The 24,412-nt window shown below is 62.3% G+C and carries 25 protein-coding genes; 23 read left to right on the forward strand and 2 right to left on the reverse strand.

Annotated elements, in window-relative coordinates; genetic code table 11:
- The first annotated feature begins 34 nt into the window (after nucleotides 1–34).
- Genes PYR71_RS05655 through PYR71_RS05685 form a run of 7 tightly spaced genes read left to right on the forward strand, consistent with a single transcriptional unit; the run spans nucleotide 35 to nucleotide 6,018 of the window.
- Nucleotides 35–466, forward strand: coding sequence for an acetyl-CoA carboxylase biotin carboxyl carrier protein (locus tag PYR71_RS05655; protein WP_275618559.1), 432 nt, complete (start codon nucleotides 35–37; stop codon nucleotides 464–466).
- Nucleotides 466–1,860 (forward strand): acetyl-CoA carboxylase biotin carboxylase subunit, encoded by a 1,395-nt coding sequence (gene accC, locus PYR71_RS05660; protein WP_275618560.1) that lies wholly within the window; start codon nucleotides 466–468, stop codon nucleotides 1,858–1,860. Before PYR71_RS05655 ends, accC begins: the two co-directional genes overlap by 1 nt.
- Nucleotides 1,857–2,270, forward strand: coding sequence for an acetyl-CoA carboxylase (locus tag PYR71_RS05665; protein ID WP_275618561.1), 414 nt, complete (start codon nucleotides 1,857–1,859; stop codon nucleotides 2,268–2,270). The genes accC and PYR71_RS05665 overlap by 4 nt, the downstream gene beginning before the upstream one ends.
- Entirely contained in the window at nucleotides 2,267–2,974 is a 708-nt protein-coding gene (gene pxpB / locus PYR71_RS05670) for a 5-oxoprolinase subunit PxpB (RefSeq protein WP_275618562.1), read from the forward strand. Before PYR71_RS05665 ends, pxpB begins: the two co-directional genes overlap by 4 nt.
- Nucleotides 2,971–3,966 (forward strand): 5-oxoprolinase subunit C family protein, encoded by a 996-nt coding sequence (locus tag PYR71_RS05675; protein ID WP_275618563.1) that lies wholly within the window; start codon nucleotides 2,971–2,973, stop codon nucleotides 3,964–3,966. Before pxpB ends, PYR71_RS05675 begins: the two co-directional genes overlap by 4 nt.
- 21 nt (nucleotides 3,967–3,987) lie before the next feature.
- Nucleotides 3,988–4,755 (forward strand): 5-oxoprolinase subunit PxpA, encoded by a 768-nt coding sequence (locus PYR71_RS05680; RefSeq protein WP_275618564.1) that lies wholly within the window; start codon nucleotides 3,988–3,990, stop codon nucleotides 4,753–4,755.
- 60 nt (nucleotides 4,756–4,815) lie between these two features.
- Complete coding sequence (locus tag PYR71_RS05685) at nucleotides 4,816–6,018, forward strand: pyridoxal phosphate-dependent aminotransferase (protein WP_275618565.1); 1,203 nt, start codon at nucleotides 4,816–4,818, stop codon at nucleotides 6,016–6,018.
- Between the two features lie 14 nt (nucleotides 6,019–6,032).
- Here the strand turns inward: PYR71_RS05685 and nac are convergent, their stop codons facing one another.
- Nucleotides 6,033–6,938, reverse strand: coding sequence for a nitrogen assimilation transcriptional regulator NAC (gene nac / locus PYR71_RS05690; protein ID WP_275618566.1), 906 nt, complete (start codon nucleotides 6,936–6,938; stop codon nucleotides 6,033–6,035).
- 233 nt (nucleotides 6,939–7,171) lie between these two features.
- Here nac and PYR71_RS05695 point away from each other — a divergent pair, with 233 nt between their 5' ends.
- The 6 genes from PYR71_RS05695 (at nucleotide 7,172) to PYR71_RS05720 (ending at nucleotide 11,797) form a co-directional block, all read left to right on the forward strand.
- Nucleotides 7,172–7,945 (forward strand): SDR family oxidoreductase, encoded by a 774-nt coding sequence (locus PYR71_RS05695; protein WP_275618567.1) that lies wholly within the window; start codon nucleotides 7,172–7,174, stop codon nucleotides 7,943–7,945.
- Nucleotides 7,942–8,649, forward strand: a complete 708-nt coding sequence (locus PYR71_RS05700; RefSeq protein WP_275618568.1) for an amino acid ABC transporter permease — start codon at nucleotides 7,942–7,944, stop codon at nucleotides 8,647–8,649. The genes PYR71_RS05695 and PYR71_RS05700 overlap by 4 nt, the downstream gene beginning before the upstream one ends.
- The gene (locus PYR71_RS05705; protein ID WP_275618569.1) at nucleotides 8,646–9,401 is read left to right on the forward strand and encodes an amino acid ABC transporter permease; all 756 of its coding nucleotides are present in this window, start codon (nucleotides 8,646–8,648) and stop codon (nucleotides 9,399–9,401) included. Before PYR71_RS05700 ends, PYR71_RS05705 begins: the two co-directional genes overlap by 4 nt.
- A complete protein-coding gene (locus PYR71_RS05710) occupies nucleotides 9,398–10,162 on the forward strand; it encodes an amino acid ABC transporter ATP-binding protein (RefSeq protein WP_275618570.1) in 765 nt (254 codons plus the stop codon). Before PYR71_RS05705 ends, PYR71_RS05710 begins: the two co-directional genes overlap by 4 nt.
- Before the next feature lie 31 nt (nucleotides 10,163–10,193).
- Entirely contained in the window at nucleotides 10,194–11,030 is an 837-nt protein-coding gene (locus tag PYR71_RS05715; RefSeq protein WP_275618571.1) for an ABC transporter substrate-binding protein, read from the forward strand.
- A 92-nt stretch (nucleotides 11,031–11,122) separates the two neighbouring features.
- Nucleotides 11,123–11,797 (forward strand): 4-carboxy-4-hydroxy-2-oxoadipate aldolase/oxaloacetate decarboxylase, encoded by a 675-nt coding sequence (locus tag PYR71_RS05720; protein ID WP_275618572.1) that lies wholly within the window; start codon nucleotides 11,123–11,125, stop codon nucleotides 11,795–11,797.
- Between the two features lie 84 nt (nucleotides 11,798–11,881).
- On the opposite strand, the gene PYR71_RS05725 is transcribed toward PYR71_RS05720, so the two are convergent.
- On the reverse strand, nucleotides 11,882–12,919 hold the full coding sequence (locus PYR71_RS05725; RefSeq protein WP_081250661.1) for a LacI family DNA-binding transcriptional regulator: 1,038 nt from the start codon (nucleotides 12,917–12,919) through the stop codon (nucleotides 11,882–11,884).
- A 163-nt stretch (nucleotides 12,920–13,082) separates the two neighbouring features.
- Here PYR71_RS05725 and PYR71_RS05730 point away from each other — a divergent pair, with 163 nt between their 5' ends.
- From PYR71_RS05730 to iolD, 10 genes are all read left to right on the forward strand, one after another.
- Entirely contained in the window at nucleotides 13,083–14,057 is a 975-nt protein-coding gene (locus PYR71_RS05730) for a substrate-binding domain-containing protein (protein ID WP_097580841.1), read from the forward strand.
- A gap of 111 nt (nucleotides 14,058–14,168) precedes the next feature.
- Nucleotides 14,169–15,167, forward strand: a complete 999-nt coding sequence (locus PYR71_RS05735) for an ABC transporter permease (RefSeq protein ID WP_097580842.1) — start codon at nucleotides 14,169–14,171, stop codon at nucleotides 15,165–15,167.
- A 10-nt stretch (nucleotides 15,168–15,177) separates the two neighbouring features.
- The gene (locus PYR71_RS05740; protein ID WP_028755778.1) at nucleotides 15,178–15,990 is read left to right on the forward strand and encodes an ATP-binding cassette domain-containing protein; all 813 of its coding nucleotides are present in this window, start codon (nucleotides 15,178–15,180) and stop codon (nucleotides 15,988–15,990) included.
- Between the two features lie 90 nt (nucleotides 15,991–16,080).
- The gene (locus tag PYR71_RS05745; RefSeq protein WP_097580843.1) at nucleotides 16,081–16,986 is read left to right on the forward strand and encodes a sugar phosphate isomerase/epimerase family protein; all 906 of its coding nucleotides are present in this window, start codon (nucleotides 16,081–16,083) and stop codon (nucleotides 16,984–16,986) included.
- Between the two features lie 118 nt (nucleotides 16,987–17,104).
- Nucleotides 17,105–18,277 carry a Gfo/Idh/MocA family protein gene (locus PYR71_RS05750; protein WP_275618573.1) on the forward strand — a complete coding sequence of 391 codons (1,173 nt, stop codon included), beginning with the start codon at nucleotides 17,105–17,107 and terminating at the stop codon, nucleotides 18,275–18,277.
- 81 nt (nucleotides 18,278–18,358) lie between these two features.
- Nucleotides 18,359–19,300, forward strand: a complete 942-nt coding sequence (locus PYR71_RS05755; RefSeq protein WP_097580845.1) for a sugar phosphate isomerase/epimerase family protein — start codon at nucleotides 18,359–18,361, stop codon at nucleotides 19,298–19,300.
- On the forward strand, nucleotides 19,297–19,590 hold the full coding sequence (locus tag PYR71_RS05760; protein WP_097580846.1) for a putative quinol monooxygenase: 294 nt from the start codon (nucleotides 19,297–19,299) through the stop codon (nucleotides 19,588–19,590). Before PYR71_RS05755 ends, PYR71_RS05760 begins: the two co-directional genes overlap by 4 nt.
- Nucleotides 19,591–20,544, forward strand: a complete 954-nt coding sequence (locus tag PYR71_RS05765) for a TIM barrel protein (RefSeq protein ID WP_275618574.1) — start codon at nucleotides 19,591–19,593, stop codon at nucleotides 20,542–20,544. It abuts the gene before it with no gap.
- A gap of 93 nt (nucleotides 20,545–20,637) precedes the next feature.
- Nucleotides 20,638–22,560 (forward strand): bifunctional 5-dehydro-2-deoxygluconokinase/5-dehydro-2-deoxyphosphogluconate aldolase, encoded by a 1,923-nt coding sequence (locus tag PYR71_RS05770; RefSeq protein WP_275618575.1) that lies wholly within the window; start codon nucleotides 20,638–20,640, stop codon nucleotides 22,558–22,560.
- Nucleotides 22,557–24,395 carry a 3D-(3,5/4)-trihydroxycyclohexane-1,2-dione acylhydrolase (decyclizing) gene (gene iolD / locus PYR71_RS05775; protein WP_275618576.1) on the forward strand — a complete coding sequence of 613 codons (1,839 nt, stop codon included), beginning with the start codon at nucleotides 22,557–22,559 and terminating at the stop codon, nucleotides 24,393–24,395. Before PYR71_RS05770 ends, iolD begins: the two co-directional genes overlap by 4 nt.
- Nucleotides 24,396–24,412: the final 17 nt, after the last annotated feature.

Here is a 24,412-nt window from a genome sequence, read left to right on the forward strand (position 1 = left end):
CTGCGCGGTGGAATTTGAAATTCCGAGCACGCACATGGACCTCTCGAAGATCAAGACGCTGATCGACTTTGTCGGACGATCGAATATTACCGAGCTGACCGTGACGGAAAAGGACGTGACGGTTCGGATTTTCCGCACGTCGCCGGCAGAGGCAGGCATTGCCGAGCCCCCGCAGAAGCCGGAATCGACGATTAGCCTTGTCTCCGATGCGCCTTCGAGCGTCGAGAAAACCTCCTATGCGGTGAAGGCGCCCGTCTTTGGCGTTCTGCACCGGGCGCCGGCGCCCGGCGAGCCGCCATTCGTTGCGATCGGCGACGCGGTGGAGGAAGGGCAGACCCTGTTCATCATCGAGGCGATGAAGGTCTTCAATACGATCGCCGCGCCGCGGTCCGGGCGCATCACGCACCTGACCGATATCGACAATGGCGACGTCGAGACCGGCGACCTGCTGGCGGAGATCGCCTGATGCCGGAAACATCTGAACAATCCGCTGCTTCAGAACGCCGTTTCGACACGGTCCTCATCGCCAATCGCGGCGAGATCGCCGCCCGGATAGAGCGCGCCTGCCGCGAACTCGGCCTGAAGACGGTCGCCATCTGCTCCGAGGCGGACCGGCAAGCGCCTTACATCAAGACCGCAGACCATTTTCTCTGCATCGGCCCTTCGACCGCGGGCAAGAGCTATCTCAATCAGGATGCCATTCTTCTCGCCGCACGCCTGACCGGCGCGGGCGCCATCCATCCCGGTTATGGTTTTCTGTCGGAAAACGCCGCATTCGCCGGCGCCGTCGAAAAGGCCGGGCTGACCTTCATCGGTCCGACGGCATCATCGATCGCAACCATGGGCGACAAAATCGCTGCGAAGCGGGCGATGATGGCGGCCGGCGTTCCCTGCGTTCCCGGTCCCGATAGCGCACTGCCCGACGACCCAGCCGCAATCGAGCGCATCGCGCTGGAGATCGGCTATCCCGTCATCGTCAAGGCGTCAGGGGGCGGCGGCGGACGCGGCATGCGCGTCGTGCCGAAGGCCGATCAGCTGCATGAAGCCATAGCGCTGACCCGGGAAGAGGCGCGCAAGGCCTTCAGCTCGCCCTCGCTCTATATGGAAAAGTTCCTCCAGCATCCGCGCCATATCGAGATCCAGGTTCTTTGCGACGATCACGGCAATGCCGTGTGGCTGGGGCACCGCGACTGCTCGATGCAGCGCCGCCATCAGAAGGTCGTGGAGGAAGCGCCGGCGCCGGGAATCGCGCCCGACATCATCCAGCCGGTCGGCATGGCCTGCGTAGAGGCTTGCCACCAGATCGGCTATCGCGGCGTCGGCACCTTCGAATTCCTCTATGAGGACGGCGCTTTCTATTTCATCGAAATGAACACGCGCCTTCAGGTCGAACATCCCGTCACCGAGGTGACGAGCGGGGTCGATATTGTCCAGGCGCAGATGAAGGCGGCACAGGGCGAGGTTCTGGATCTCGCCCAGGGCGATGTCACCTGCGAGGGTCACTCTTTCGAATGCCGCATCAACGCCGAGGATCCCGATACTTTCCTGCCCTCGGCAGGCGTCATCACCCGTCTCGCTTTGCCGCAGGGGCCGGGCATCCGGGTCGATACGCATATTCATCCCGGCTACAGGGTCTCGCCCTATTACGACTCGCTGATCGCCAAGCTGATCGTCCACGCACCGACGCGGGCAAAAGCGATGGCCAGAATGTGCGAGGCGCTTGCCGGCACCGAGATCGAGGGCATCGCTACCAATATCCCTTTCCTGCGCGCCCTGTTCGAGGACCACGCATTCGCGCGCGGTGAGACCGATATCCACTATCTCGAGCACTGGCTGAAGCTGCGGAGGACCGCGGCATGAGCGCCATCGACTTCAGCGATCCCGCAACCATTGCATTCCTCACCGACGCGCTGACGGCCGCCGGCGTGGGGGGCCTCGAAATCTCCCGCCCGAACGGGCAGCTTCGTATCGTCATTTCAGGGGAGGGCGGCGCTCAGGTAGCCGCACTCCGCGCTCCGGGCTCCCCACCTGTTGTCGTGAAGGCGCCGCTGGCGGGGCATTTTTGTGCCGAACATCCGGCCGCCGCCGTCACGCCGCAAACTCTGCCGCGCGCAGTATCCGACGCCGATCTCCTCGGCTTCATCAGGGTCGGGCATGTGCTGCTTCCCCTTCGCGCCGGCCGTTCCGGTGTCTTGACCAGACTGCTCGCCGCGCCCGGCGCCCTGGTCGGCTTCGGTGACCCTCTGTTCGAAATCGAGCTGCCATCATGATCGCCACGACGAACAGACATGCCTCGCAACGCGAAATCGTTCCGGCCACCCAAAGCCGGGCGCGGGTTTCCGCAATCGGCGCCAGATCCTTCCTGCTCGAAGCGCCAGGCGACTTCGATCTTGCCCCGCAGCGACGAATCTGGGCCCTGTCCCGGACCGTCAAAGGCTGGGCGGACCTTGCCGAAAATATTCCCGGGATGACCAACCTGCTGGTGATCTTCAAGGAGACGCCCGAAGATCCCGATGCTGTGGTCGCCCGGTTGCTGGAGGCATGGGAGAATGCGCAGAGCATCGATCTCAACGGCAAGACCATCGAGATTCCCGTCCATTACGGCGGCGAACATGCGAGCGATCTTCCGGCCCTTTGCGATCTCTCGGGCTTAAGCGACCGCGAGGTCGTCCGCATCCATCATGAAGCCATCTACCGCGTCTTCGCCTTGGGCAGCGCGCCGGGCTTCGGTTATCTGCATGGCCTCGATCCGCGCATCTACATGCCGCGAAAGACCGTGCCGTCGCTGAAGATGCCGAAGGGCTGCGTGACGATCGGCGGCATGCAGACCGGCGTCGCCATGCTGACCGGCCCCAATGGCTGGAACTCCATCGGCTTTGCGACGCTTGAGATGTTCGACCCCACCGCGCCGTCCCCCGCCATGATGGCGCCCGGAGATACGGTGCGGTTCCTGCCGGCAAGGATCGAGCTATGATCGAGATCTTGGAAACCAGGCCCTTCAACACGGTGCAGGATCTCGGACGCCCCGGCTACCGCGACATCGGTGTGTCGGCGAGCGGCGCGATGGATCCGCTCGCGGTCAGGATCGGCAATAGTCTCGTCGGCAATGACGAGAATGCGGCTGTGATCGAGGTGCAGACCTTCCCGTTCAGCCTGCGTTTCGAGCGGCGCGCCGTCTTTGCCGTGACCGGCGCCGACGGTCATCCTCACCTCGACGGATCGGAACTCATTCCCTGGTGCGCCTATATGGCAGAGCCCGGACAGGTTCTCGAACTGAAGCAGCCCCCGCGGCTGGCGCGCGCCTATATTTCGGTCGGCGGCGGGCTGGATATTCCAGTTGTCATGGGGTCGCGCAGCACGTCGCTGCGCGGCGGCTTCGGCGGCAATGCGGGCCGGCCGCTGGCGAAAGGCGATCGGATCGCGGTCGGCGAGGACGCGGAGATTGCCATGCTGCCGGCCACGGGCCTCGCCGTCGTCGAGCCGGCCGTGGCACTGCGCGACGTCTTCCCGGCGCCCGTCGACGACACCTTGCCGATCCGTGCCCTGCCTGCCGGCGAGCACGATCTTTTCGCCGGCGCCGGCGAAGCCTTCTGGGGCCAGACCTGGCGGATTTCCTCGCGCAGCGACCGCACGGGCTACCGTCTGTCCGGCGAGCCGATCACGCCGACCGCCGCCATCGAGATGCGCTCCCACGGCGTCGTGCCCGGCGTCATCCAGGTTCCGCCCGGCGGCGAACCCATCGTGCAGATGAGCGATGCGAATACCGCCGGCGGCTATCCGAAGGTCGCCGGCGTGATCGAATGCGACCTCTGGCGGCTCGGGCAGGCCCGCATCGGCGCCCGCCTGAAATTCATCCGCTCGACGCATGCGGAGGCGCGCGCAGTCGAACAGGCAGTCGCCCGCTATGTCGAGGATGTCAGGCTGACATCCGGGATGGTCAAGCGCGCCCTGAAGGCGATGGCCTAAGGGAAGCGAAAGGAGGAACTGATGAAGATCGATCTGAATTCCGACATGGGCGAGGGATTTGGTCCCTACCGGCTCTGCGACGACGAAGCGATGATGAAAATCGTCTCCTCGGCCAACATCGCCTGCGGTTTCCACGGCGGCGACCCCGATACGATGGGGCGGATGGTGCGGCTGGCAAAACAGAATGGCGTCGGCATCGGCGCCCATCCCGGCTTGCCCGACCGGCTGGGCTTCGGCCGGCGCGAAATACCCTTTCAGGCGGACGAGCTTCGCCAGCAGATGCTCTACCAGCTCGGCGCGCTGATCGCGATCGCCAGAGCCGAGCGGGTCGCGGTCTCCCATATCAGCTTCCATGCCGCCATGGGCAATATGGTCAACCGCGATCCTCTCCTCGCCGACCTGATGATGGATGCGATCGTAACCGTCGATCCCAGTCTCGTTGTCTTCGTCACCTCAGGCAGCGAGATCGAACAGGCGGCCAAACGCGCGCGCCTGAAAACGCTGGCGCTTTTCCTTGCGGACCGGGCCTATGACGCCGGCGGCAGGCTTGTTGCGCGAGGGCTGCCCGGCGCCGTCATCAAGGACGAGACCGCTGTGCGCGCCCGTGTGCGAAAATTCCTCCTCGACGGCAGCATCGAGACCATCGACGGCGGCGTGATCGCCATGCCGGCGCGTTCCATCCTCGTTCACAGCGACACGCCGGGCGCCCTCGAGCTTGCCGGCATCGTGCGCGGTGAGATCGAAGCCACCGGTGCCACCCTCGCACCTGCCGCCGAACTCGCCGACTGACGCAATCCCGATCGCCCGCCGACGATCTTTATTCCAATCCCTCACCGAAGGACCATTCCGATGTCCGTGATCGCCGACCGTCTGAAAAACGTTTCCATATCCGCATCCGCCGCCATGACCCAGCGCGCCCGGGAATTGGCCGCCAAAGGGATCAAGGTCGTCAGCCTCTCCTCCGGGGAGCCGGATTTCCCCACCCCGGCGCATGCGATCGAAGCGGCCCATGCGGCAGCCCTTGCCGGCGATACGAAATATCCGCCGATGGACGGCACCCCGGCGCTCAAATCCGCCATCATCAGGAAGTTCAAGCGCGACAACAATCTCGACTACGATGCCAGCCAGATCGTCGTCTCGGGCGGCGGCAAGCAGGTGATCTTCAACGCCATGCTGGCGACCTGCAACCCCGGCGACGAGGTCGTCATCCCCACCCCCTCCTGGGTCAGCTATGCCGACATCGTCAAATTCGCCGGCGGCGTGCCGGTTGCCGTCCCCTGCCACGAGCAGGCCGGCTTCAAGCTGCGCCCGGAGGATCTGGAGGCGGCGATGACGCCGCGCACCAAATGGCTCTTCCTGAATTTCCCGAACAACCCGACCGGAGCAGCCTGCTCCCGGGCGGAGATGGCAGCCATCGCCGAGGTCATGCTGCGCCATCCCAATGTCTGGATCATGACCGACGACATCTACGAGCACCTGGTCTACGACGACTTCCAGTTCTGCACGATCGCGGAGGTCGAGCCGAGACTGTACGACCGCGTCCTGACGATGAACGGGGTCTCCAAGGCTTATGCAATGACCGGCTGGCGGCTCGGATTCTGCGCTGGATCGAAAGAGCTGATCTCGGCGATCAGCAACGTCAACGGCCAGAATGGCGGCGGCATTGCGACGCTGACCCAGGCGGCGGCGACCGCGGCGCTGGACGGGCCGCAGGACCTTCTGAAGGAGCGCGCCGCTATTTATAAGACGCGACGCGACTTCGTTCTCGACAAATTGTCGGAGGTGGAAGGGCTGCGCTGCCATCGGCCGGAGGGCGCCTTCTATATCTATCCCAACATATCGGGGCTGATCGGCAAGACCAGCAAGGGCGGGCGCAGGATCGAGACCGACGTCGATTTCGTCATGGCGCTGGTGGAGGAGCATCACGTCGCGACCGTGCAAGGTGCTGCTTACGGAATGAGCCCCTTCTTTCGCATTTCCTACGCGACAAGCATGGAAAAACTCGCCGATGGCTGCGCGCGGATCGCCCAGTTCTGCAATGACATGCGCTGACCGGCGACCCTCTCTCAGGCTTTCAGCCGCGCCGTCAATTCGAGAAGAATGTCTCGGACGGCAAGGGCCGGTTCCGACAGGGGATTCTGGTCGGAAACGCAAAGCGACAGGGTTTCTTCGATCCGCGGCGAGACGAGGCGGCAGATCAGCGGCTCGCTCGATTCCGAGACGATGCGATCGGCAATCGCCTTCGGCATGATCGTCGCGCCGAGACCGCTGCCGACCGCGCGGGCGAGGGTGCGCACGATTTCGACTTCCGCCACGACCTTCAAATTGGTGCGCGTGCGGGTGAAAGCGGTGTCGACCGCGCGGCGGACGAAATTATAGGTGGGCGGCAACAGCAGCGGTATTCCGTCGAGAGCGTTGACCGGAACGGGTTTCGCATCCGCTTCGATGGCAAAATCGCGATGGGCGACCAGGAAAAACTCTTCGCTGAGGATTGGTTCGAAGCGCACGCCCTTGATCGGCCCGGTGCCATGCAGAAGCGCCATCTCCAGCCGGCCGTTCATGATCATCTGACTGTAGGTCTGGCCGACACTTTCGGTCAGGTGCAGCAGGATGCCGGGATGCCGTTTCCGGGTTTCCGCCAGCAGATCGACGGAGAGCGTCGCTGCGCTGCTGAACGGCACAAGGCCGACCGAAACGCGCCCGGCAAGCGAATTGCCGGCGGCGGAAGCATCAGCCTGCGCCTGCTCCATCTGCCGGAGGATGATCTGCGCGTGGCGATATACCGCGTGTCCGGCATCCGTCATGCTGACGCCCTGCTGGCTGCGGATCAGCAGCTTGTGGCCGAAATGCTCCTCAAGTGCTGCAAGCTGCTGGCTGAGCGCCGGCTGGGCGATGTGCAAAAGATCCGCAGCTCGTGTGATGCTGCCGCTGTCGACGATCACGATGAAGGATTTGAGGCGTCTGATGTCCATGGGGATCGGGGTACCATACTGATCTCAGGATGGCATGTTTGCAGAGGCGCATTGCTTTTGCAACGCGACGCGGCCTGAAGCGAGGCCGCGAAAAAATACCCACGTCACCGCTTTTCTCTTCTTCGGCAGGCCGCCCCCGCTCCATAACCGTTGCTTATTGCTCCAGAGATAATCGGTCTTAGGCAAGGGGTTAAAGCTTCGCTACTGTCTTCATCAACCACAAGGGAACGACAATGCCATTCTCCGACTACAAGACCGCACTCGTGACCGGCGCATCCTCCGGGATCGGCGCAGCCGTGGTTGAGCGGCTTCGCCGGGAGAACATCGAAGTCCATGCCGTTGCCCGCAGTGCCCAAGCGCTGCAGCAGCTCGCCGAGCGCACGGGCTGCATTGCCCATACCATCGATGTGACCGATCGGCCGGCGATCGCCGAGCTCGCGGGCCAGGTGGAGTTCGACATTCTCGTCAACAATGCAGGCGTCGACCGGCCGAAGAAATTCCTGGAAGCCGACGAAGGCGATATCGATCTTCTGGTCGACGTCAATCTGCGGGCGGTTCTGCACATCTGCCGCCTCGTCGTGCCGGGCATGGTGGCGCGCGACCGCGGCCATGTCATCAACATCTCGTCGATCGCCGGCGCCTATAATTTCGGCGGCAACTCCTCCTATCATGCCACCAAGGCGGGCGTGAGCATGCTGTCCAACCAGCTGCGCATCGATGCTTTCGGCAAGCGGGTGCGGGTTACCGAAATCTGCCCCGGCCGGGTCGCCACGGATATTTTCAATCACGTCCACGGCGATGACCCCAGCATCCGTGAACGGTTCATCGATGGTTTCGAGCTGCCGCAGGCGGCCGATATCGCCGACGCGATCGCCTTCGCCATAGCAGCTCCCGTCGCCGTCAACATCGGACATATGGAGATCACCCCGACGCTGCAGGTCATGGGCGGCCTGCAGACCGCAAGGCCGCAGCCGAAGACGGATCCATCCGGGGAGCCAACGCCGTGAGCGGTTTCGACCTTTCGGCAATCCTCGGAAATCCCGACTATGCCGCCATGCTGCTGCATGGCATCCAGATGACCTTCATCATCTATGCCGGCTCCTGGTCGCTGGCGATGGTACTCGCCCTGCTGCTGCTCGGCGTGCGGCTGTCGCCCTTCCGCTTTGGCGATCCGTTGGTCGCCGCTTACGTATCCTACCACCGCAACGTCCCCACCCTGGTGCAGCTGATGCTGTGGTATTTCGGGATTTTCACCCTGATGCCGAACGGGGTCGCGACATGGCTGGCGAGCCATAATGCCGAGGCGATCTTCGCGGTGATCGGGCTCGGGCTCTGCCAGGCAGCCTATTTCAGCGAAGATCTTCGCTCCGGCGTGCGCTCGGTCAGCGACGGCCAGATGCAGGCCGCGCGTGCGCTTGGCCATGGTTATGTCTCGGCGATGCGCTTCGTCATCATGCCGCAGGGCGTGCGCAACGCGCTGCCGCCGCTCGTCAATCACAGCGTTTCCCTGTTCAAGAACAGCAGTCTCGCCGTCGTCATCGGCGCCTCGGAATTGACGCATGCCGTCAAGGAAATCGAAAACCTCAGCTTCCGCACCTTCGAGATCTACCTGATCGGCACGGTTCTCTACCTCTTCTTCTCGCTGATCATCATGAGCGTCGGCGCCTATCTGTCGATGCGCGCGGATCCTGCCAGGAGTGCGCGCGTATGATCCAGGACATGATCGCCATCGTCCGAGACTACTGGCTGCTGCTCCTGATCGGCCAATATCCGAACGGACCGCTCGGCGGGCTCGCCAACACGCTGATCCTTTCGGCGCTGAGCATCACCCTCGCTTTTCCGGCCAGTATCCTCTTCGCGCTCGCACGCCTCTCCAAGTCGCCGCTGCTGCGCTGGCCGGTCACGGCACTTGTCTATTCCACCCGGGGCGTGCCGCTGTTGATGCTCATCCTGTGGAGTTATTTCCTGGTTCCGCTGCTGACCGGCGCCGACGTGCCGAGCTTCGTCACTATGCTGACGACGCTGGTGGTCTATCAGAGCGCCTTCCTCAGCGAAGTTGTCCGTGCCGGCATCGTCGCGCTGGGACCGGGCCAGATGGATGCGGCGCGAGCGCTCGGCCACGGCTATATGGGCGCGATGCGCTACATCATCCTGCCGCAGGCGCTCTACAACATGATCCCGAGCATCATCTCCACCTTCGTCTCGACGATCAAGGACACGACACTCGGCTATGTCATCAACGTGCCTGATCTGACCTTTGCGGCAAGCCAGGTCAACAACCAGCTGCTGACGCAGCCCTTCCAGGTCTTCCTCATCCTGGCGATCGTCTACTTCATCATCTGCTGGACGCTCACCTACTTCGCCAATCGCCTCGAGCGGCGCATCACCCGGCGGCGTGCGGGACTTCTCGTGCCCGCCGCTGCCGTGGTCACGCCGTCGAAAATCGTATCGGAGCAGCTATGACGATGTCCGTTTCAACGCAGGAATCGCAGACGATCAGGCTTTCCCAGGTCTGCAAGAGCTACGGCGACTATCCGGTCCTCAAGGATATCGACGCGCGGGTGGCACGCGGCGAAGTCGTGGTCATTTGCGGACCGTCCGGTTCGGGAAAATCGACGCTGATCCGCACGATCAATCGGCTCGAGGAGATCAACAGCGGATCGATCACACTCGACGGGCAGAACATTCATGCCGCCATGCGGGCAAAGGAACTCAACGCGATGCGCAGCCGGATCGGCTTCGTGTTTCAGAACTTCAACCTGTTTCCGCATCTCTCGGTCGCCGAAAACGTCTCGATGTCGCCGATCCGGGTGAAGGGCGTGGCACCCGGGCTCGCGCATGAAAAGGCTCTCAAGCTCCTCGATCGGGTCGGCCTTGCCGACAAGGCCCGGGCCTATCCCGGGCAGCTGTCGGGCGGCCAGCAGCAGCGGGTGGCGATCGCCCGCGCCCTTGCCATGGAACCGCCAGTGATGCTGTTCGACGAACCGACGAGCGCGCTCGATCCCGAAATGGTCGGCGAAGTGCTGGCCGTCATGAAGAGCCTCGCCGCCGAAGGCATGACCATGCTCTGCGTCACCCACGAAATGGGTTTCGCGCGCGAGGTCGCCGACCGGATCTGGTTCATCGATGCCGGCCAGATCATCGAAACGGCGACCCCCGAAGACTTCTTCAGCAATCCGCGCCATCCCCGGGCTCAGCGTTTCCTCGCTGATCTCAGGCACTGATACCAACGATCAAAAACAAAGGAGAACAGCAATGAACTGGAAATATCTCAGCCTCACCGTCGCATTTGCCGGCCTGGCGGCCGCCATGCCCGCCAAAGCCGATCAGCTCGACAATATCATGTCGGCAAAAACGCTGCGCTGCGCGACGTTCGCCGACGTACCTCCCTTCGCGTCGCCCGATCCGAAGACCCGTGAGATGGCCGGTTTCGACGTCGACCTCTGCGGCGCCATCGCCAAGGAATTGGGCGTCAAGGCCGAGATCAAGCCGGTTTCGGTCGAAGCGCGCGTGCCCGAAGTCAAGCTTGGCCGCGTCGACATCACCGTGGCCAACCTTGCCTATACGCTGAGCCGCGCCGAGCAGATCCAGTTCAGCGATCCCTATTATCTCGCCAAGGAAATGCTGATCGTGCCGGCCGACGATGCCGGCAAGACAAAGGCCGATTATGCCGGCCAGCGCATCGCTTCGACCAAGGGATCGACCTCGGAAATGTCGATCAAGCTCAACAAATCCGAGCCGCTGACATTCCAGGATACCGCTTCTGCCTATCTCGCCGTCCAGCAGGGCAAGGCGCGCGGCATGGTGGCCAACACCATGACGACGACCAAGTTCGTCAATGAATCGAAGAGCAAGGGCAAGGAAATGCGGATGATCGAGGAGCCGATGCTCTACCAGCCGATCGGCATCGGCATGGCCAAGGATCAGCCGAAACTGACGGCGAAGATCAACGAAATCCTGCACAAGCTCGATGCATCAGGCGAGATCAACAAGATCTGGGACAAGTGGCTCGGCCCGAATACCGAATACAAGATGACCCGCACCGATAAGGTCGTGGCGCTCTCCGAGCTGAAATTCGACCCGATCCCATGAGGCCAACCGGCCTCGACGTCATCCATTGACGAGTTCCAAACGAAATCAGGCGGCGGGGCATGCCCGCCGTCGGCCAACGATCGGAGCCATCCATGATCCATATTAAAGATATCGCCGAACGGCCCGCCAAAGCCGATATCGACGCCGTTTCCAAGTTTTCGCCGGCGACGATCCACGAAGCCCAGGGCCGCCGCGGCGCGCTGTCCTCCCGCCTCAAGCCCGTCGATTACCGCATGAAACTGTGCGGCCCGGCCTTTACGGTCAAATGCGCGCCGCGCGACAACATCATGCTGCAGCTCGCCATCAACTACGCAAAGCCGGGCGATATCATCGTCGTATCGGCGGGCGAATATGAAGAGGCCGGATCCTTCGGCGATGTCCTGGCCAATGCCTGCCTGGCAAAGGGCATTGGCGGTCTTGTGACCGACACCGGCGTGCGCGACACGCTTCAGCTCAGGGAACTTGGCTTCCCGGTCTTCTCGCTCAGCGTCTGCATCAAAGGAACTGTGAAGGAAACCATTGCGGCGGTGAACGACACGATCATCGTCGGCGGCGAAATCATCCATCCCGGCGACATCATCGCCGGTGATGCCGACGGCTTGGTGGTCGTGCGTCGCCAGGAAGCGCAGGAAGTCGCCAGGCTGTCACAGGCCCGCGAAGATGCCGAGGCCGGCTATATCGCGGCATATAAGCAGGGCAAATCGGTCATCGAGGTCAGCAATCTCGAACCGGTGCTGAAAGCCAAGGGCCTTGTCGTCAACATCTGACACGACAGCGCAATAGCTATCAGCCCTGCCACTTTATAAGGCGGCTGGCCCTTTCGGCCAGCCGCCTTATGCAAACCGGGCGGCTCAAACGCTTTCGGGCGTAATCGTTTCGAAAGGCACCACGCGCTGAAGGATGGTCGTGCTGTCGCGGTGTTCCAGCGCGGCGATCATCGTCGCGATCAATTCGTCTGATATCTGATCCAGCGGATGGCACAATGCCGCCATGATCAGGCCTTCCGTCAAGCCCTTGCGCGTTTCCGGGCCGATGTCGCGGCAGACGACCCTGACCTTATCCCGCTTTTCGACGGGTGCTTCGCGAAGAGCGCGCAGCACACCGGAAATTCCCCCTCCGACGATGAAGATACCTCTGAGGTCATCGAGTTCGGAAAGCAGCTGGCTGACGATCCGGTAGGCTTCCTGCGGCTCCTCATGTGTCGGTCTGCTGTCATCCACCTGAAGATGGGGCGCGTGCTCTCGCATATAGGATCGAAAGCTCGCATCGGAGACATCCTGGCATTGATAACGATGATTGCCGATGAAGACGGCGATCCGGCCGGGCATCGGCGTGGTCTGAGCGAGAAACCATGCGGCGGTCCGCCCGAGTTTCCAATTGTCGGTGCCGACGAAGCCGGCGCGATCCCGGGCGGACTGATCGGTTATGTAGGCGACAACCGGCTTTCCCCTCTCCTTGAGGGATTGGATTGTCTGTCCGATCAACGGGTGGTCGCCCGCAATGACAGCAACTGCATCACAGCGTTTGCCAAGCGCTTCGAGACGATCTGCAATATTTTGTGGCTCGAGGACATCGACGAAATCGACCACAGCCACGACTTTCTCGTGCTGGCGTCTCGCGGCCGCCTCCGTGATCTTCGAGCCGAACAGCCGGTAGAGCTCACGGCTCGACTGCTGGAGAAGAAAGCCGAAACGATAATTCGGCAGGAGCCGCTGCCTGCGGTCCTCGATCACGCCGCGGCCATAAAATCCAATCTCTTCCGCGGCATTTTGCACCCTCTCGATCGTTTCCGCCCGCACTGCGCCGGTACCTCCGAGGATGCGGTTGACTGTGGCGATGCTGACGCCGGACGCCTGGGCAAGATCGGCAATGGTCGGTCTCTTCATGATATATTTCATTCCATTTTTGGATGAAATGAAATGATATATTAATTTCATCAAAACGCAATAGGCATTCCATTTTCGGTGGTCCGCTGATACAAATATTCCAGTGAGTTGGGAGCCTTGCTTTGAGGAATTGTTACTCTCGACCGCCTTTTTGGGAGGAAATCACATGAGTTTTTCAATGCGCGCCGTACGCGGGCTGCTGGCTGGCGCTGTTTTCGTTCTTGGCGCTTCTTCTGTCATGGCCGCGAATATTGCTGTCGTCGGCGGCAAGACCGATGACGAATTCTGGAGCCGTATCAAGAAGGGCGTCGATGACGCCCGGCTCGTCGTCGAGAAGAATGGCGGCTCCGTCAGCTATCTGCAGCTGCAGACCTACGACAATCTCGGACCTGACGCCGCCCAGCTCGTCCGCACGGCCATCAGCCAGGGCGTGACCGGCATCGTGGTGCCCGACTGGGTGCCCGAGGCGGAAGACGAGGCCATCAAGGCTGCCGTCGCTGCGGGCATCAAAGTCATCCTCATGAATGCCGGCAACATCGACAAAGCTCGCGAGCTTGGCGCGATCAACTATGTCGGCTCGGATGAATACACGGCCGGCAAGGCAGGCGGCGAATATTTCGCGTCCAAGGGTGCGAAAAATGTCATTTGCGTCAATACGCTCCCGGGTGCGGCAAACCAGGAGGCCCGTTGCAAGGGTGTCATCGACGGCATCACCGGAAAGGGCGGCACTGGCAAGCAGCTGCCATTGCCGGCGACCAGCTTCGGCGATCAGACGGCAATCGCCGAGGCCGTCAAGGCGACACTGCTGCAGGACGACACCATCGACGGCGTCCTCAATGTTGGGGCTTCCGACGCTGATGCGGCTGCAAGCGGGATCGTTCAGGCGAACAAAGTCGGCAAGGTCGCGCATGGCACCTTCGACCTGAACGCCTCGGGGCTTGCCCGTATCAAGGATGGTTCGCAGACCTTTGCGATCGACCAGCAGCCTTACCTGCAGTCGCTGCTGGGGGTTACGCTTCTCGCCTCGCATATCGACTACGGCACCAACCTGCCGACCGCACCGGTGCTGACAGGCCCGGGCATCGTCGATGCGTCGAACATCGACGCCACCCTGGCCGGCGTCAAGGAAGGCGCTCGCTGATCGTTCGACACGGGCTCCGGCCCGCGGGATATCCGCGGGTCGAAGTTTATCGAGCGTGCGGACCACCACGTCCGCACGCCTGGAGATTCACGCCCAAACTGGGGTAGGCATATGAACAATCTTTCATTCGGCAACCTATTGCGCCGTCCCGAGGCGGGCGCATTCCTCGGACTTGTCGGCGTCCTCCTGTTCTTCGTCGTCTTCGGCAGCACCAAGTTCCTGGAGCCCGCCGGCGCCGCAAGCTGGCTCAACGTCGCCGCCAATCTCGGCATTATCGCTCTTCCCATCGGACTTTTGATGATCGCAGGCGATCTCGACATTTCGATTGGCGCGATGATCCCCGCCGGCTCCATGACGGTGGCGGTCCTCTCGGGCTACTACGGTCTTCCCATATGGGTCGGAATGCTCGGTGCGCTTGCCTTCGGCCTCATCGTCGGGCTGGTCAACGGCTACCTCGTCGTGCACACGGCCGTGCCTTCGCTGATCGTAACGCTCGGCACCCTCTTTGCTGTCCAGGGCCTGATGCTTGGCACTTCGGTTCTCGTAACCGGCACCACGAGCGTGGCGCTGACTGCCGACCCCTGGGCAAAGTTCCTTTTCGGGCAATTCCTGGGCGGATCGTTTCAGGTGATCATTCTGTGGTGGGTGGCCATCACCGCGATCTTCATCTTCTTCATTCACTTCTCGCCTTACGGGAACTGGATTTTCGCGATGGGCGGAGACAAGGTCAGTGCCCGCAATGCCGGCATTCCGACGACGCGTCTGACGATGGTCCTCTTCGTCCTCTCGGCGATGAGCGCCTCCTTCGTCGGCATGTGTCAGGCCATCCTGTTCAATTCCGCGCAGGTTTCGGGCGGAATGACATTCATCTTCAACTCGATCATCTCGGTCGTCGTCGGAGGTGTGCTGCTGACCGGAGGCTTCGGGTCGGTGATCGGGATCTTCTTCGGCACGATCACCTTCGCCGTCGTCAACCAAGGCATCTATTTCACAACCTTCGACCGCAATTGGTCGAGCCTGATCATCGGCGTGATGCTGCTCGTTGCCGTCCTCATGAACAATACGTTCCGCCAGATGGCGCTGACCTATTCACCCAAGAAGAAGAAGTGAGAGCTGAGACATGGCTGGCCCAATTCTTGAACTTGAAAACGTCAACAAGTCCTTCGGCCCGATCGATGTGCTCTACGACATCACGTTGAGCGTTCATCCCGGTGAAGTACTTTGCCTGCTGGGTGACAACGGCGCGGGAAAGTCCACCCTGATCAAGACCTTTGCCGGTGTCTACAAGCCGACGAGCGGCACGGTGAAGTTCGAAGGTCGGCCGATCGTCTTCCAGAATCCGCGCGAAGCCGCAGATCTCGGCATCGCAACGGTCCATCAGTTCGGCGGCACCTTTCCGCTGATGAGCATCGGCCGTTCGTTCTTCGTCGGGCGGGAACTGACCAAGGGCTTCGGCCCGTTCAAAATCTACGACCGCAAAGCCGCAAATGAAATCGCGGTCAAGGCCGTGCGCGAGTTCGGCATCACCCGCATCGACGATGGCGATCGTCTAATCGGCGGTCTGTCGGGCGGGGAGCGGCAATCCCTGGCAATCGCCCGAGCCGTCCACTTCGGCGCCCGGGTGCTGATCCTCGACGAGCCGACCGCCGCTCTCGGCGTCAAGGAGGCGGCGCACGTGCTGCGTATCGTCCTGGAAGCGCGCCGTCGCGGCCTCGCCGTCATTTTCATCACTCACAACGTCATTCACGCGATGACGGTGGGAGACCACTTCGCGGTGCTCATCAAGGGTGCGAAGGCGGCCGATTTCCGCAAGGGCGAAAAGACGCGCGAAGAGATTACCGACCTGATGGCAGGAGGCGAGGCCATGGCCGAACTCGAAGCCGAGATCGAGGCGTACTCGACGGCGCACAGCGGACACCCCCCGCCGGTCTGACCGACCGCCGCCGCGGATGAACCAGAAACTCTAAAGAGCTCGCCTACCCCGGCGGGATGGCCCAGCACAATCATCGGACGGGTAACAGCCATGAAGATTGCAATCGATCCCTATATGCATCGCCACCTCTCACTCGAAGAATTGCCCTCGAAAGTGGCTGAACTCGGATACGAGTGGATAGAGCTCAGCCCGCGGGCCGATTTTCTCGAGTGGTTCAAGGCGCCGCGCGTGTTTCCGGCCCGCGCCAAGGCATTCAAGAAAGCGCTTTCCGATGCCAATGTCGGCATTGCCTCGATCCTGCCGATGTATCGGTGGGCCTCGAACGATGAAAATGAGCGGCAAGCTGCCGTCAAGCACTGGAAGCGCGCCATCGAGATCAGTGTCGAACTCGGCGTCGACACGATGAACTCGGAATTCGGCCGCGGCCCCCACCCGGACAAGGGTTCGTGCTACTGCTGCCATACCGGTTCCATGATCGAGGCCTGCGAAGACGCCTGGTGGCGCTCGATGGACGAGTTGGTGCCGATCTTTGAAAAGGAAGGCATCAACCTGCACGTCGAACCGCATCCCGAGGATTGGTGCGAAACCCTGCAGCCGGCGCTCGATATCATCAGGACGGTTAACTCGAAGAACGTCAAGTTCCTCTATTGCGCGCCGCACACCTTCTACTTCGGCGATGACACCAAGGCGATGCTCCGGGAAGCAAAGGACGTGCTCGCCCATGTGCATGTCGGCGACACCTTCAATCACAAGGCCTCCTCGGGGCTGCGCTACATCCTCAACCCTCCGGGCACGCAGGCCAGGGTGCATCAGCACCTGAACATCGGCCAGGGCGAGGTTCCCTGGGAAGATTTCTTCAGCACGCTGGCGGAGATCGGGTTCGACGGCATCATGACCGCATGCGTATTCGCCTGGGAGGACAAGGCCGACCACTCCGGCAAGTTCATGCGCGCCGAAATGCAGCGCTTCGTCGACAAGTACTGGACCGCGAAATAACGCGCGATGCCCCGCTAGCGGTTCGCCATGCAGCCAGGCGATTGGCGCGAGCGGCCGCGACCGGGGTTCTGCCCAGAACGCTTAAACATCACAGACATCATTCCTGGAAGGACAGAAGATGATCAACGGAGAAAGATCCATCGAGCGCCCCCTGCGCTGGGGCATGGTCGGCGGCGGCCGCACCGGGCAGGTGGGCTACAAGCATAGAACCGGCGCCCAGCGGGATGGCACCTACCGGCTCGTTTGCGGAGCCTTCGATCTCGACGCCGAGCGCGGACGCGACTTCGGCACGAAGATCGGCGTCGCTGCGGACAGATGCTATGGCGACCATAAGGAGCTGATCGCCAAGGAGGCCGGGCGTGAAGACGGTGTCGAGGTCGTCTCGATCGCCACGCCGAATTTCACCCATTACGAGATCACCAAGGCGTGCCTGGAAGCCGGTCTTCACGTGATCTGCGAAAAGCCGCTGTTCTTCACCGTCGCCGAATGCGACGAGGTCGCCAGGCTGGCGGAAGAGAAAGGCCTGATCGTCGGCGTCACCTACGGTTTCACCGGCCATCCGCTGGTTCATCAGATGGCGGCCATGGTCAAGAAGGGCATGCTCGGCGATATCCGCATCGTCGACATGCAATATTCCCACGGCTTCAACGCGGGCGACGATGTGGGCGCCGGCGAAGCCGTGAAATGGCGCACCAATCCCAAGACGGCTGGCCCGACCTTCGTTCTGGGCGATATCGGCACCCACCTCTATTATCTCTCCGAAGTGGTGCTGCCGCATCTGAAAATCGAAAAACTGCTCTGCGACCGCAAGGCCTTCATACCGACCCGCGCGCCGCTCGAAGACCATGCGACCGTTCTCATGCATTACGACAACGGCGCCCGCGGCCGTCTCTGGGTGTCGTCGGTCAATGCCGGAAACATGGGTTCGCAGCGCTACCGTTTCGTCGGCTCCAAGGCTTCCATCGAATGGTCGGATGCCCAGCCTGACCAGCTGATTTACGAAGTCCAGGGCGAGCCGAACCGAACCCTGCACCACGGCATGCCCTACCTCGAAGAGGAAAGCCTCGCGGCCGACCGCATGGGCGCGCTGCACACCGAGGGTCTCGGCGACAGCTGGGCGAACATCTACCTCTGGATCGCCCAGGCGATCGACGCAAAGCGCCGCGGCGATGAAGCTTTCCTCAGGAGCCACCATTATCCCGGCATCGAGGCCGGCACCGAAGGCGTGCGCTGGCTGGAAAACTGCGTCCGCTCGGCGGATGCGGGCGCCGCCTGGATCGACTTCAAATAGCTCCCTCCGGGGGGCGCGCCGGGATCTCCTCCACCCCTCTCACAGGGCGCGCCCTCATTTTTCATAAGGAAGATCGAGACGATGAAACTCTCCATTTGCACCGACGTGATGGGCAACCTGTCATTTACCGACATGCTCGACAAATGCGTCAAACTCGGCGTCGAGGGCATCGAAATGACCGGCGGCGGCTGGTCGCGCGCGCCGCATTTCCGCGCTGATGAACTGCTTGAAGACAAGGGGCTTCTGAAAACCAAGCTTAGGGAAATCGAAGCGCGTGGCCTTGAAATCGCGGCGCTGAACTGCTCGGCAAACCCGCTTGATCCCGGCGACATGGGCAAGCGCCACCGCAAGGAAATGGAACAGACGATCCGTCTTGCCGGCGAAATCGGCGTCAAGACCATCGTCACCATGTCCGGCCTTCCGGAAGCCGCCCCCGGCGACAGCGTGCCGAACTGGCTCGTCTACACCAAGAGCTGGCCCGACGAGATGCCGGAACGTGACCGTTACCAGTGGGAGGACCGCGCCTTCCCGCTCTGGCACGATCTGGTCAAGCTCGCGAGAGAAGTCGGCGTCGAGAAATACGCGCTCGAAAACTTCTCGGCGATGCTCGTCTGGAACCCGGAAACCCTGTTCCGTCTGCGCAACGAGGTCGGGCCGTCCGTCGGCATGAACCTCGATCCGAGCCATCTCTTCTGGAAGGGCGCCGATCCGATTGCTTCGGCCCGGGCGCTCGGTAACGCCATCCATCATTGCCACGGCAAGGACACCCGCATCGAGCGTGGTCTCGCCGACGTCAATGGCCTGCTGGAACTCAAGGACGTCACCGACGTCGCCAACCGCACCTGGAACTATGTCGCCGTCGGCGCAGGGCATGATCTGCAATGGTGGAAGGAGTTCTTCTCGGTCGTGCGGATGGTCGGCTATAACGGCTGGGTCAGCCTCGAGATGGAAGACTTCACCATGTCGACCGACGCCGGCATCCAGTCCTCCATCGACGCGCTACAGGCGACGATCAGCCGATGAGCCGCCCGTACAAGTTCATCATTGCGATTGAACTTCACCCCGGGACGCGGAGCGAGATTCTCGCCCGCGCCCCTGAGGTGCAGGCCGCGACGCGTGCAGAGCCCGGTTGCCTCTCCTACAATTTCTTCACGTGCACGGACGACCCGGACCGACTGGTCGTTGTGGAGACTTGGAAGGACGAGGCAGCCCACGCCTCCCACATGGAACAGGATCACACGAAGCGCTTCATCGCCTTCCATGAACAATTTCACCGGTCTTTGACCTTTGAGACCATCAACACCGGGACCTGAATGGCCAATCCGATCACCATAACCACCGCACCGTGCTGCTGGGGCGTCGACGACGTTAAAAACCCACATCTTCCCGGATGGCAAAAGGTGCTGGATGAAGCGCAGGCCGCAGGCTTTGGCGGACTGGAGCTCGGGCCATACGGCTACCTGCCGCTCGATCTCGATGTCGTCGCGGATGCGCTGAACAAGCGGGATCTCAGGATCGTCGCCGGCACGATTTTTGACGATCTCGTTTCGCCCGGCAACAGAGACAATCTCCTGCGCCAGACCGATGAGATCTGCGCATTGGTCGTGCGGCTTCCGAAGCCCAAGACCCATCCGGGGCAGCGCTTCGCGGCTCCCTACTTGACCGTCATGGACTGGGGACACGACGAGCGCGACTACGCGGCCGGACATTCCGACGGCGCGCCTCGCCTCGATGACGTGGCTTGGGGTGGGATGATCGACAATATCCGTGCGATCGCTGCTCTTGCCCGCGACAAGTATGGCATCCGGGCAACCATCCATCCGCACGCCGGCGGTTATATCGAGTTCGCCGATGAACTTGAGCGGATCGTCAACGATATCCCTGCCGAGCTGGCCGGTCTTTGCCTCGACACAGGTCACATGGCCTATTCCGGCATGGATCCGGTCGAGACCCTGCGCCGCTACTGGGATCGTGTCGATTACATCCACTTCAAGGACATCGATGCCAAGGTCTTTCAGGAGGTCATGGGCGAACGCATCCGCTTCTTCGATGCCTGCGCAAAAGGCGTGATGTGTCCGATCGGACGTGGATCCATCGACTATGCCGCGGTTCGCAGCCTTCTGACCGAGCTCGGCTACGCCGGCTACATCACCGTCGAACAGGAACGCGATCCCCGCAACACCGGCGGCATTCTCGATGATCTGGCGGCCAGCCGAGACTTCCTGCACCGCATGGGCTTCAGGGGAGGGAAGGCCAGCGCAGCGTGACGAGTCAACGCTCACGCCCACCGCATCTTTCCCTATGGCCGCCCAACGCGCTTCGTTTGCGTCGGCCTTCGAAGCACTTCCTGGAGATTGGATATGAAAGCACTCGATGTCATCACGATCGGCCGATCTTCGGTCGACCTCTACGGCCTTCAGGTCGGCGGGCGGCTCGAAGATATGGGCTCGTTCAACAAATACATTGGCGGCTCTCCGACCAACATTGCCTGCGGCGCCGCGCGTCTCGGCCTGAAAGCCGGCCTCATCACCCGGGTTGGCGATGAGCATATGGGCCGCTTCATCCGCGAGCAGCTTCAGCGCGAAGGCGTCGATGTCGACGGTGTCGTTACCGATCCGCAGCGGCTGACGGCGCTCGTTCTGCTCGGCATCCGCGACGAAGATACCTTCCCGCTGATCTTCTACCGCGAGAACTGCGCCGACATGGCGCTTTGCGAAGACGATATCCGGCCGGACTACATCGCCTCGGCCAGGGCGATCGTCGTCACCGGCACCCATCTTTCCCATCTGCGCACCGAGGCTGCCGTGCTGAAAGCGCTCGGACTTGCGCGCGGCGCCGGTGTGAAAACAGCGCTCGACATCGATTATCGCCCGAACCTGTGGGGCGTGGCCGGCCATGGCGACGGGGAAAGCCGTTATATCGAGAGCAAGCAGGTCACGGAGAAACTGCAATCGGCCCTTCATGTCTTTGACCTGATCGTCGGCACGGAGGAGGAATTCCACATTGCCGGCGGATCGATGGATACGGTCACAGCGCTGAGGGCCGTGCGTGGCGTTTCTGCCGCGACGCTCGTCTGCAAACGCGGCGCCAAAGGTGCGGTCGCCTTCGAGGCCGCGATCCCCGACAATCTCGATGACGGCGTATCGGGGGAGGGGTTCCCGATCGAGGTCTTCAATGTGCTCGGCGCCGGCGACGGCTTCTTCGCGGGACTGCTGAAAGGCTGGCTCGACGCCGAAGGCTGGCCGACCGCATTGAAATACGCCAATGCCTGCGGCGCCTTCGCGGTCTCCCGCCATGGATGCACGCCGGCCTATCCCTCGCTGGAGGAGCTGGAATTCTTCCTGAAGCGCGGTATCGAGCGGCCCGACCTGCGGAACGACCAGGCGCTCGAACAGATCCACTGGTCGACCAACCGCCATCGCAATCACGGCGACGATCACATGGATTATCGCATCTTCGCCTTCGATCATCGGATCCAGCTTGAACAGATGCCTGGTTATAGCCTCGAAAAGGGCGGCGCGTTCAAAGAGCTTTGCCTTCAGGCGGCCGTCGAGGTCCAGGCCGGCCGGCCTGGCTACGGCATTCTGTGCGACAGTCGCATCGGTAGAAAGGCGCTGCACGCAGCTTCCGGCACCGGCCTCTGGATCGGAAGGCCCTGCGAATGGCCGGGCTCCCGGCCGCTGACGCTGGAGCCTGAACTGGGCAGTGACTATGGCGGCCTCGGCGAATGGGCGCGCGAAAACGTCGTCAAGGTGCTCTGCTTCTGCCATCCCGACGACGACGCGCAAATCCGGGCGGATCAGCAAGCGACCGTCAGACGGCTTTTCGAGGCATCGCGGCGCAACGGCCTCGAATTCCTGCTGGAGATCATCCCGTCCAAGGTGGCGCCGGTCGACGATCAGACGACAGCGATCCTGATCCAACAGTTCTACGATCTCGGCGTCTTTCCGGACTGGTGGAAGCTCGAGCCGATGACGACGGCGGCCGCCTGGACGAACACCATCCGGGCGATCGAGAAGAACGACCGCTATACCAGGGGCATCGTCGTGCTCGGCCTCGATGCGCCGGAGGCCGAGCTCGCCGCGAGTTTCGAGGTGGCGGCCGGCTTCGACCTGGTCAAGGGGTTTGCCGTCGGCCGGACCATCTTCGGCGACGTCGCACGCGCCTGGATGAAAGATGAAATGCAAGACGCCGCCGCGGTCGAGGAGATGGCGAAGCGCTATCGGCGCCTGTGTTCGATCTGGGACGCGGCGAGAGTGGCAGCACAGGAGAAGGCAGCATGACGACGACAATCAAACTCACGGCCGCGCAGGCCATGGTGAAGTGGCTTTCGGTGCAGATGACCGAAAACGGCGAACGCTTCATCGAAGGCGTCTGGGCGATCTTCGGTCACGGCAATGTTGCCGGGATCGGCGAGGCGCTGCACGGGATCGGCGAGGCGCTTCCGACCTGGCGCGGCCAGAACGAGCAGACCATGGCGCATGCGGCCATCGCCTATGCCAAGGCGCTGAAGCGCCGGCGTGCCCACGCCGTGACGTCCTCGATCGGTCCGGGCGCCACCAATATGGTCACGGCCTGCGCGCTTGCCCATGTCAACAGACTGCCCGTGCTTTTCATCCCCGGCGATATCTTCGCCAACCGCCGTCCCGAGCCGGTGCTGCAGCAAATCGAGGATATGAGTGACGGCACCGTCAGCGCCAATGACTGCTTCCGTCCGGTCTCGGCCTATTTCGACCGGATCGCCCGTCCCGAACATCTCCTGACCTGCCTGCCGCGTGCACTTTCCGTCATGACCGATCCGGCCAATTGCGGCCCGGTCACGCTTGCCTTCTGCCAGGACGTGCAGGCGGAACTCTACGACTATCCGAAAGCTTTTTTCGAACCGAAGCTGTGGCGCATCCGCCGTCCCGAACCGGATCCGAGGGAGGTGGCGGATCTTGCCGATGCCATCCGGGCGGCCCGCAAGCCAGTCATCATCTCCGGCGGCGGCGTCCTTTATTCCGAGGCCGAGGCCGAACTCGCCGCCTTCGCGGACAAGCACCATATCCCCTTCGTCGAAACCCAGGCCGGCAAGGGCGCCAACAGCTGGGAGCACCCGTTGAACTTCGGGTCGCCCGGTGTCACCGGATCGGCGTCGGCCAATGCCCTCTGCGCCGAGGCGGACCTCGTAATCGGCATCGGCACGCGGTTCCAGGATTTCACGACGGGCAGCTGGGCGCTTTTCCGCAATCCCGCCCGTCGGCTCGCCTCGATCAACCTTGCCGGATATGATGCGACCAAACATTCAGCATTGCCCTGCGTCGGGGATGCCAAGGTCACGCTCATGCGCCTGTCGGCGGCGCTTGGAGCGCATCGCGGCCCCGATGTCGACGCGGCAAGCAGGGCCGCTTGGCTCGAAACGGTCGCGCGCGTGACTGCGCCGCCGCCAGCGGACGCACCGCAAAACCTGCCCACCGATGCTCAGGTCATCGGCGCCGTGCAGCGGATCTCGGCGCAAAACTCCGTGGTCATGTGCGCGGCCGGCACCATGCCCGGCGCGTTGCAGGTGCTGTGGCAATCCGCCCAAGGCGGATATCACATGGAATATGGTTTCTCCTGCATGGGTTACGAAGTGGCGGGCGCCATGGGCATCAAGCTCGCGCGCCCCGATAAGGAGGTCATCTGCTTCGTCGGTGACGGCTCCTACATGATGGCCAATTCGGAACTCGCCACCGCCGTCATGCGCCGTGTGCCGTACACCGTGGTTCTGACCGACAATCGCGGCTACGGCTGCATCAACCGTCTGCAGATCGAGTGCGGCGGCGCCGAGTTCAACAATATGTACAAGGACTGCAATGTCGATGTGCAGCCCGAGATCGATTTCGTCGCGCATGCCGCTTCGATGGGCGCCCATGCCGAAAAGGTGGGATCGATCGCCGAACTCGAGGCCCGCATCATCGCCGCGCGGGGACGGAACATCCCGAGCATTCTGGTGATCGACACCGATGCGGTTCCCGGAACCGACGCAGGCGGCCATTGGTGGGACGTTGCCGTTCCTGAGGTCGGCGGCCCGGAACGGCTCGAACGGGCGCGCGCACGCTACAACGAGAATGCCGCCCATCAACGCGTGTTCGATTGAAAAAGGCTGGCCCTCGA

Origin of the sequence: Rhizobium mulingense, assembly GCF_029194105.1 — a bacterium.
Lineage (GTDB): Bacteria > Pseudomonadota > Alphaproteobacteria > Rhizobiales > Rhizobiaceae > Rhizobium > Rhizobium mulingense.

Bases quoted from the DNA above. Each gene is read 5' to 3' on its own strand.
- PYR71_RS05710 (WP_275618570.1), top strand. From the start codon at position 9,398: ATGACGATGTCCGTTTCAACGCAGGAATCGCAGACGATCAGGCTTTCC.
- PYR71_RS05770 (WP_275618575.1), top strand. From the start codon at position 20,638: ATGAAAGCACTCGATGTCATCACGATCGGCCGATCTTCGGTCGACCTC.
- PYR71_RS05675 (WP_275618563.1), top strand. From the start codon at position 2,971: ATGATCGAGATCTTGGAAACCAGGCCCTTCAACACGGTGCAGGATCTC.
- PYR71_RS05755 (WP_097580845.1), top strand. From the start codon at position 18,359: ATGAAACTCTCCATTTGCACCGACGTGATGGGCAACCTGTCATTTACC.
- PYR71_RS05685 (WP_275618565.1), top strand. From the start codon at position 4,816: ATGTCCGTGATCGCCGACCGTCTGAAAAACGTTTCCATATCCGCATCC.
- PYR71_RS05720 (WP_275618572.1), top strand. From the start codon at position 11,123: ATGATCCATATTAAAGATATCGCCGAACGGCCCGCCAAAGCCGATATC.
- PYR71_RS05680 (WP_275618564.1), top strand. From the start codon at position 3,988: ATGAAGATCGATCTGAATTCCGACATGGGCGAGGGATTTGGTCCCTAC.
- iolD (WP_275618576.1), top strand. From the start codon at position 22,557: ATGACGACGACAATCAAACTCACGGCCGCGCAGGCCATGGTGAAGTGG.
- PYR71_RS05740 (WP_028755778.1), top strand. From the start codon at position 15,178: ATGGCTGGCCCAATTCTTGAACTTGAAAACGTCAACAAGTCCTTCGGC.
- PYR71_RS05730 (WP_097580841.1), top strand. From the start codon at position 13,083: ATGAGTTTTTCAATGCGCGCCGTACGCGGGCTGCTGGCTGGCGCTGTT.
- PYR71_RS05765 (WP_275618574.1), top strand. From the start codon at position 19,591: ATGGCCAATCCGATCACCATAACCACCGCACCGTGCTGCTGGGGCGTC.
- pxpB (WP_275618562.1), top strand. From the start codon at position 2,267: ATGATCGCCACGACGAACAGACATGCCTCGCAACGCGAAATCGTTCCG.
- PYR71_RS05750 (WP_275618573.1), top strand. From the start codon at position 17,105: ATGATCAACGGAGAAAGATCCATCGAGCGCCCCCTGCGCTGGGGCATG.
- PYR71_RS05760 (WP_097580846.1), top strand. From the start codon at position 19,297: ATGAGCCGCCCGTACAAGTTCATCATTGCGATTGAACTTCACCCCGGG.
- PYR71_RS05715 (WP_275618571.1), top strand. From the start codon at position 10,194: ATGAACTGGAAATATCTCAGCCTCACCGTCGCATTTGCCGGCCTGGCG.
- nac (WP_275618566.1), bottom strand. From the start codon at position 6,938: ATGGACATCAGACGCCTCAAATCCTTCATCGTGATCGTCGACAGCGGC.
- PYR71_RS05655 (WP_275618559.1), top strand. From the start codon at position 35: ATGGACCTCTCGAAGATCAAGACGCTGATCGACTTTGTCGGACGATCG.
- accC (WP_275618560.1), top strand. From the start codon at position 466: ATGCCGGAAACATCTGAACAATCCGCTGCTTCAGAACGCCGTTTCGAC.
- PYR71_RS05665 (WP_275618561.1), top strand. From the start codon at position 1,857: ATGAGCGCCATCGACTTCAGCGATCCCGCAACCATTGCATTCCTCACC.
- PYR71_RS05695 (WP_275618567.1), top strand. From the start codon at position 7,172: ATGCCATTCTCCGACTACAAGACCGCACTCGTGACCGGCGCATCCTCC.
- PYR71_RS05735 (WP_097580842.1), top strand. From the start codon at position 14,169: ATGAACAATCTTTCATTCGGCAACCTATTGCGCCGTCCCGAGGCGGGC.
- PYR71_RS05745 (WP_097580843.1), top strand. From the start codon at position 16,081: ATGAAGATTGCAATCGATCCCTATATGCATCGCCACCTCTCACTCGAA.
- PYR71_RS05705 (WP_275618569.1), top strand. From the start codon at position 8,646: ATGATCCAGGACATGATCGCCATCGTCCGAGACTACTGGCTGCTGCTC.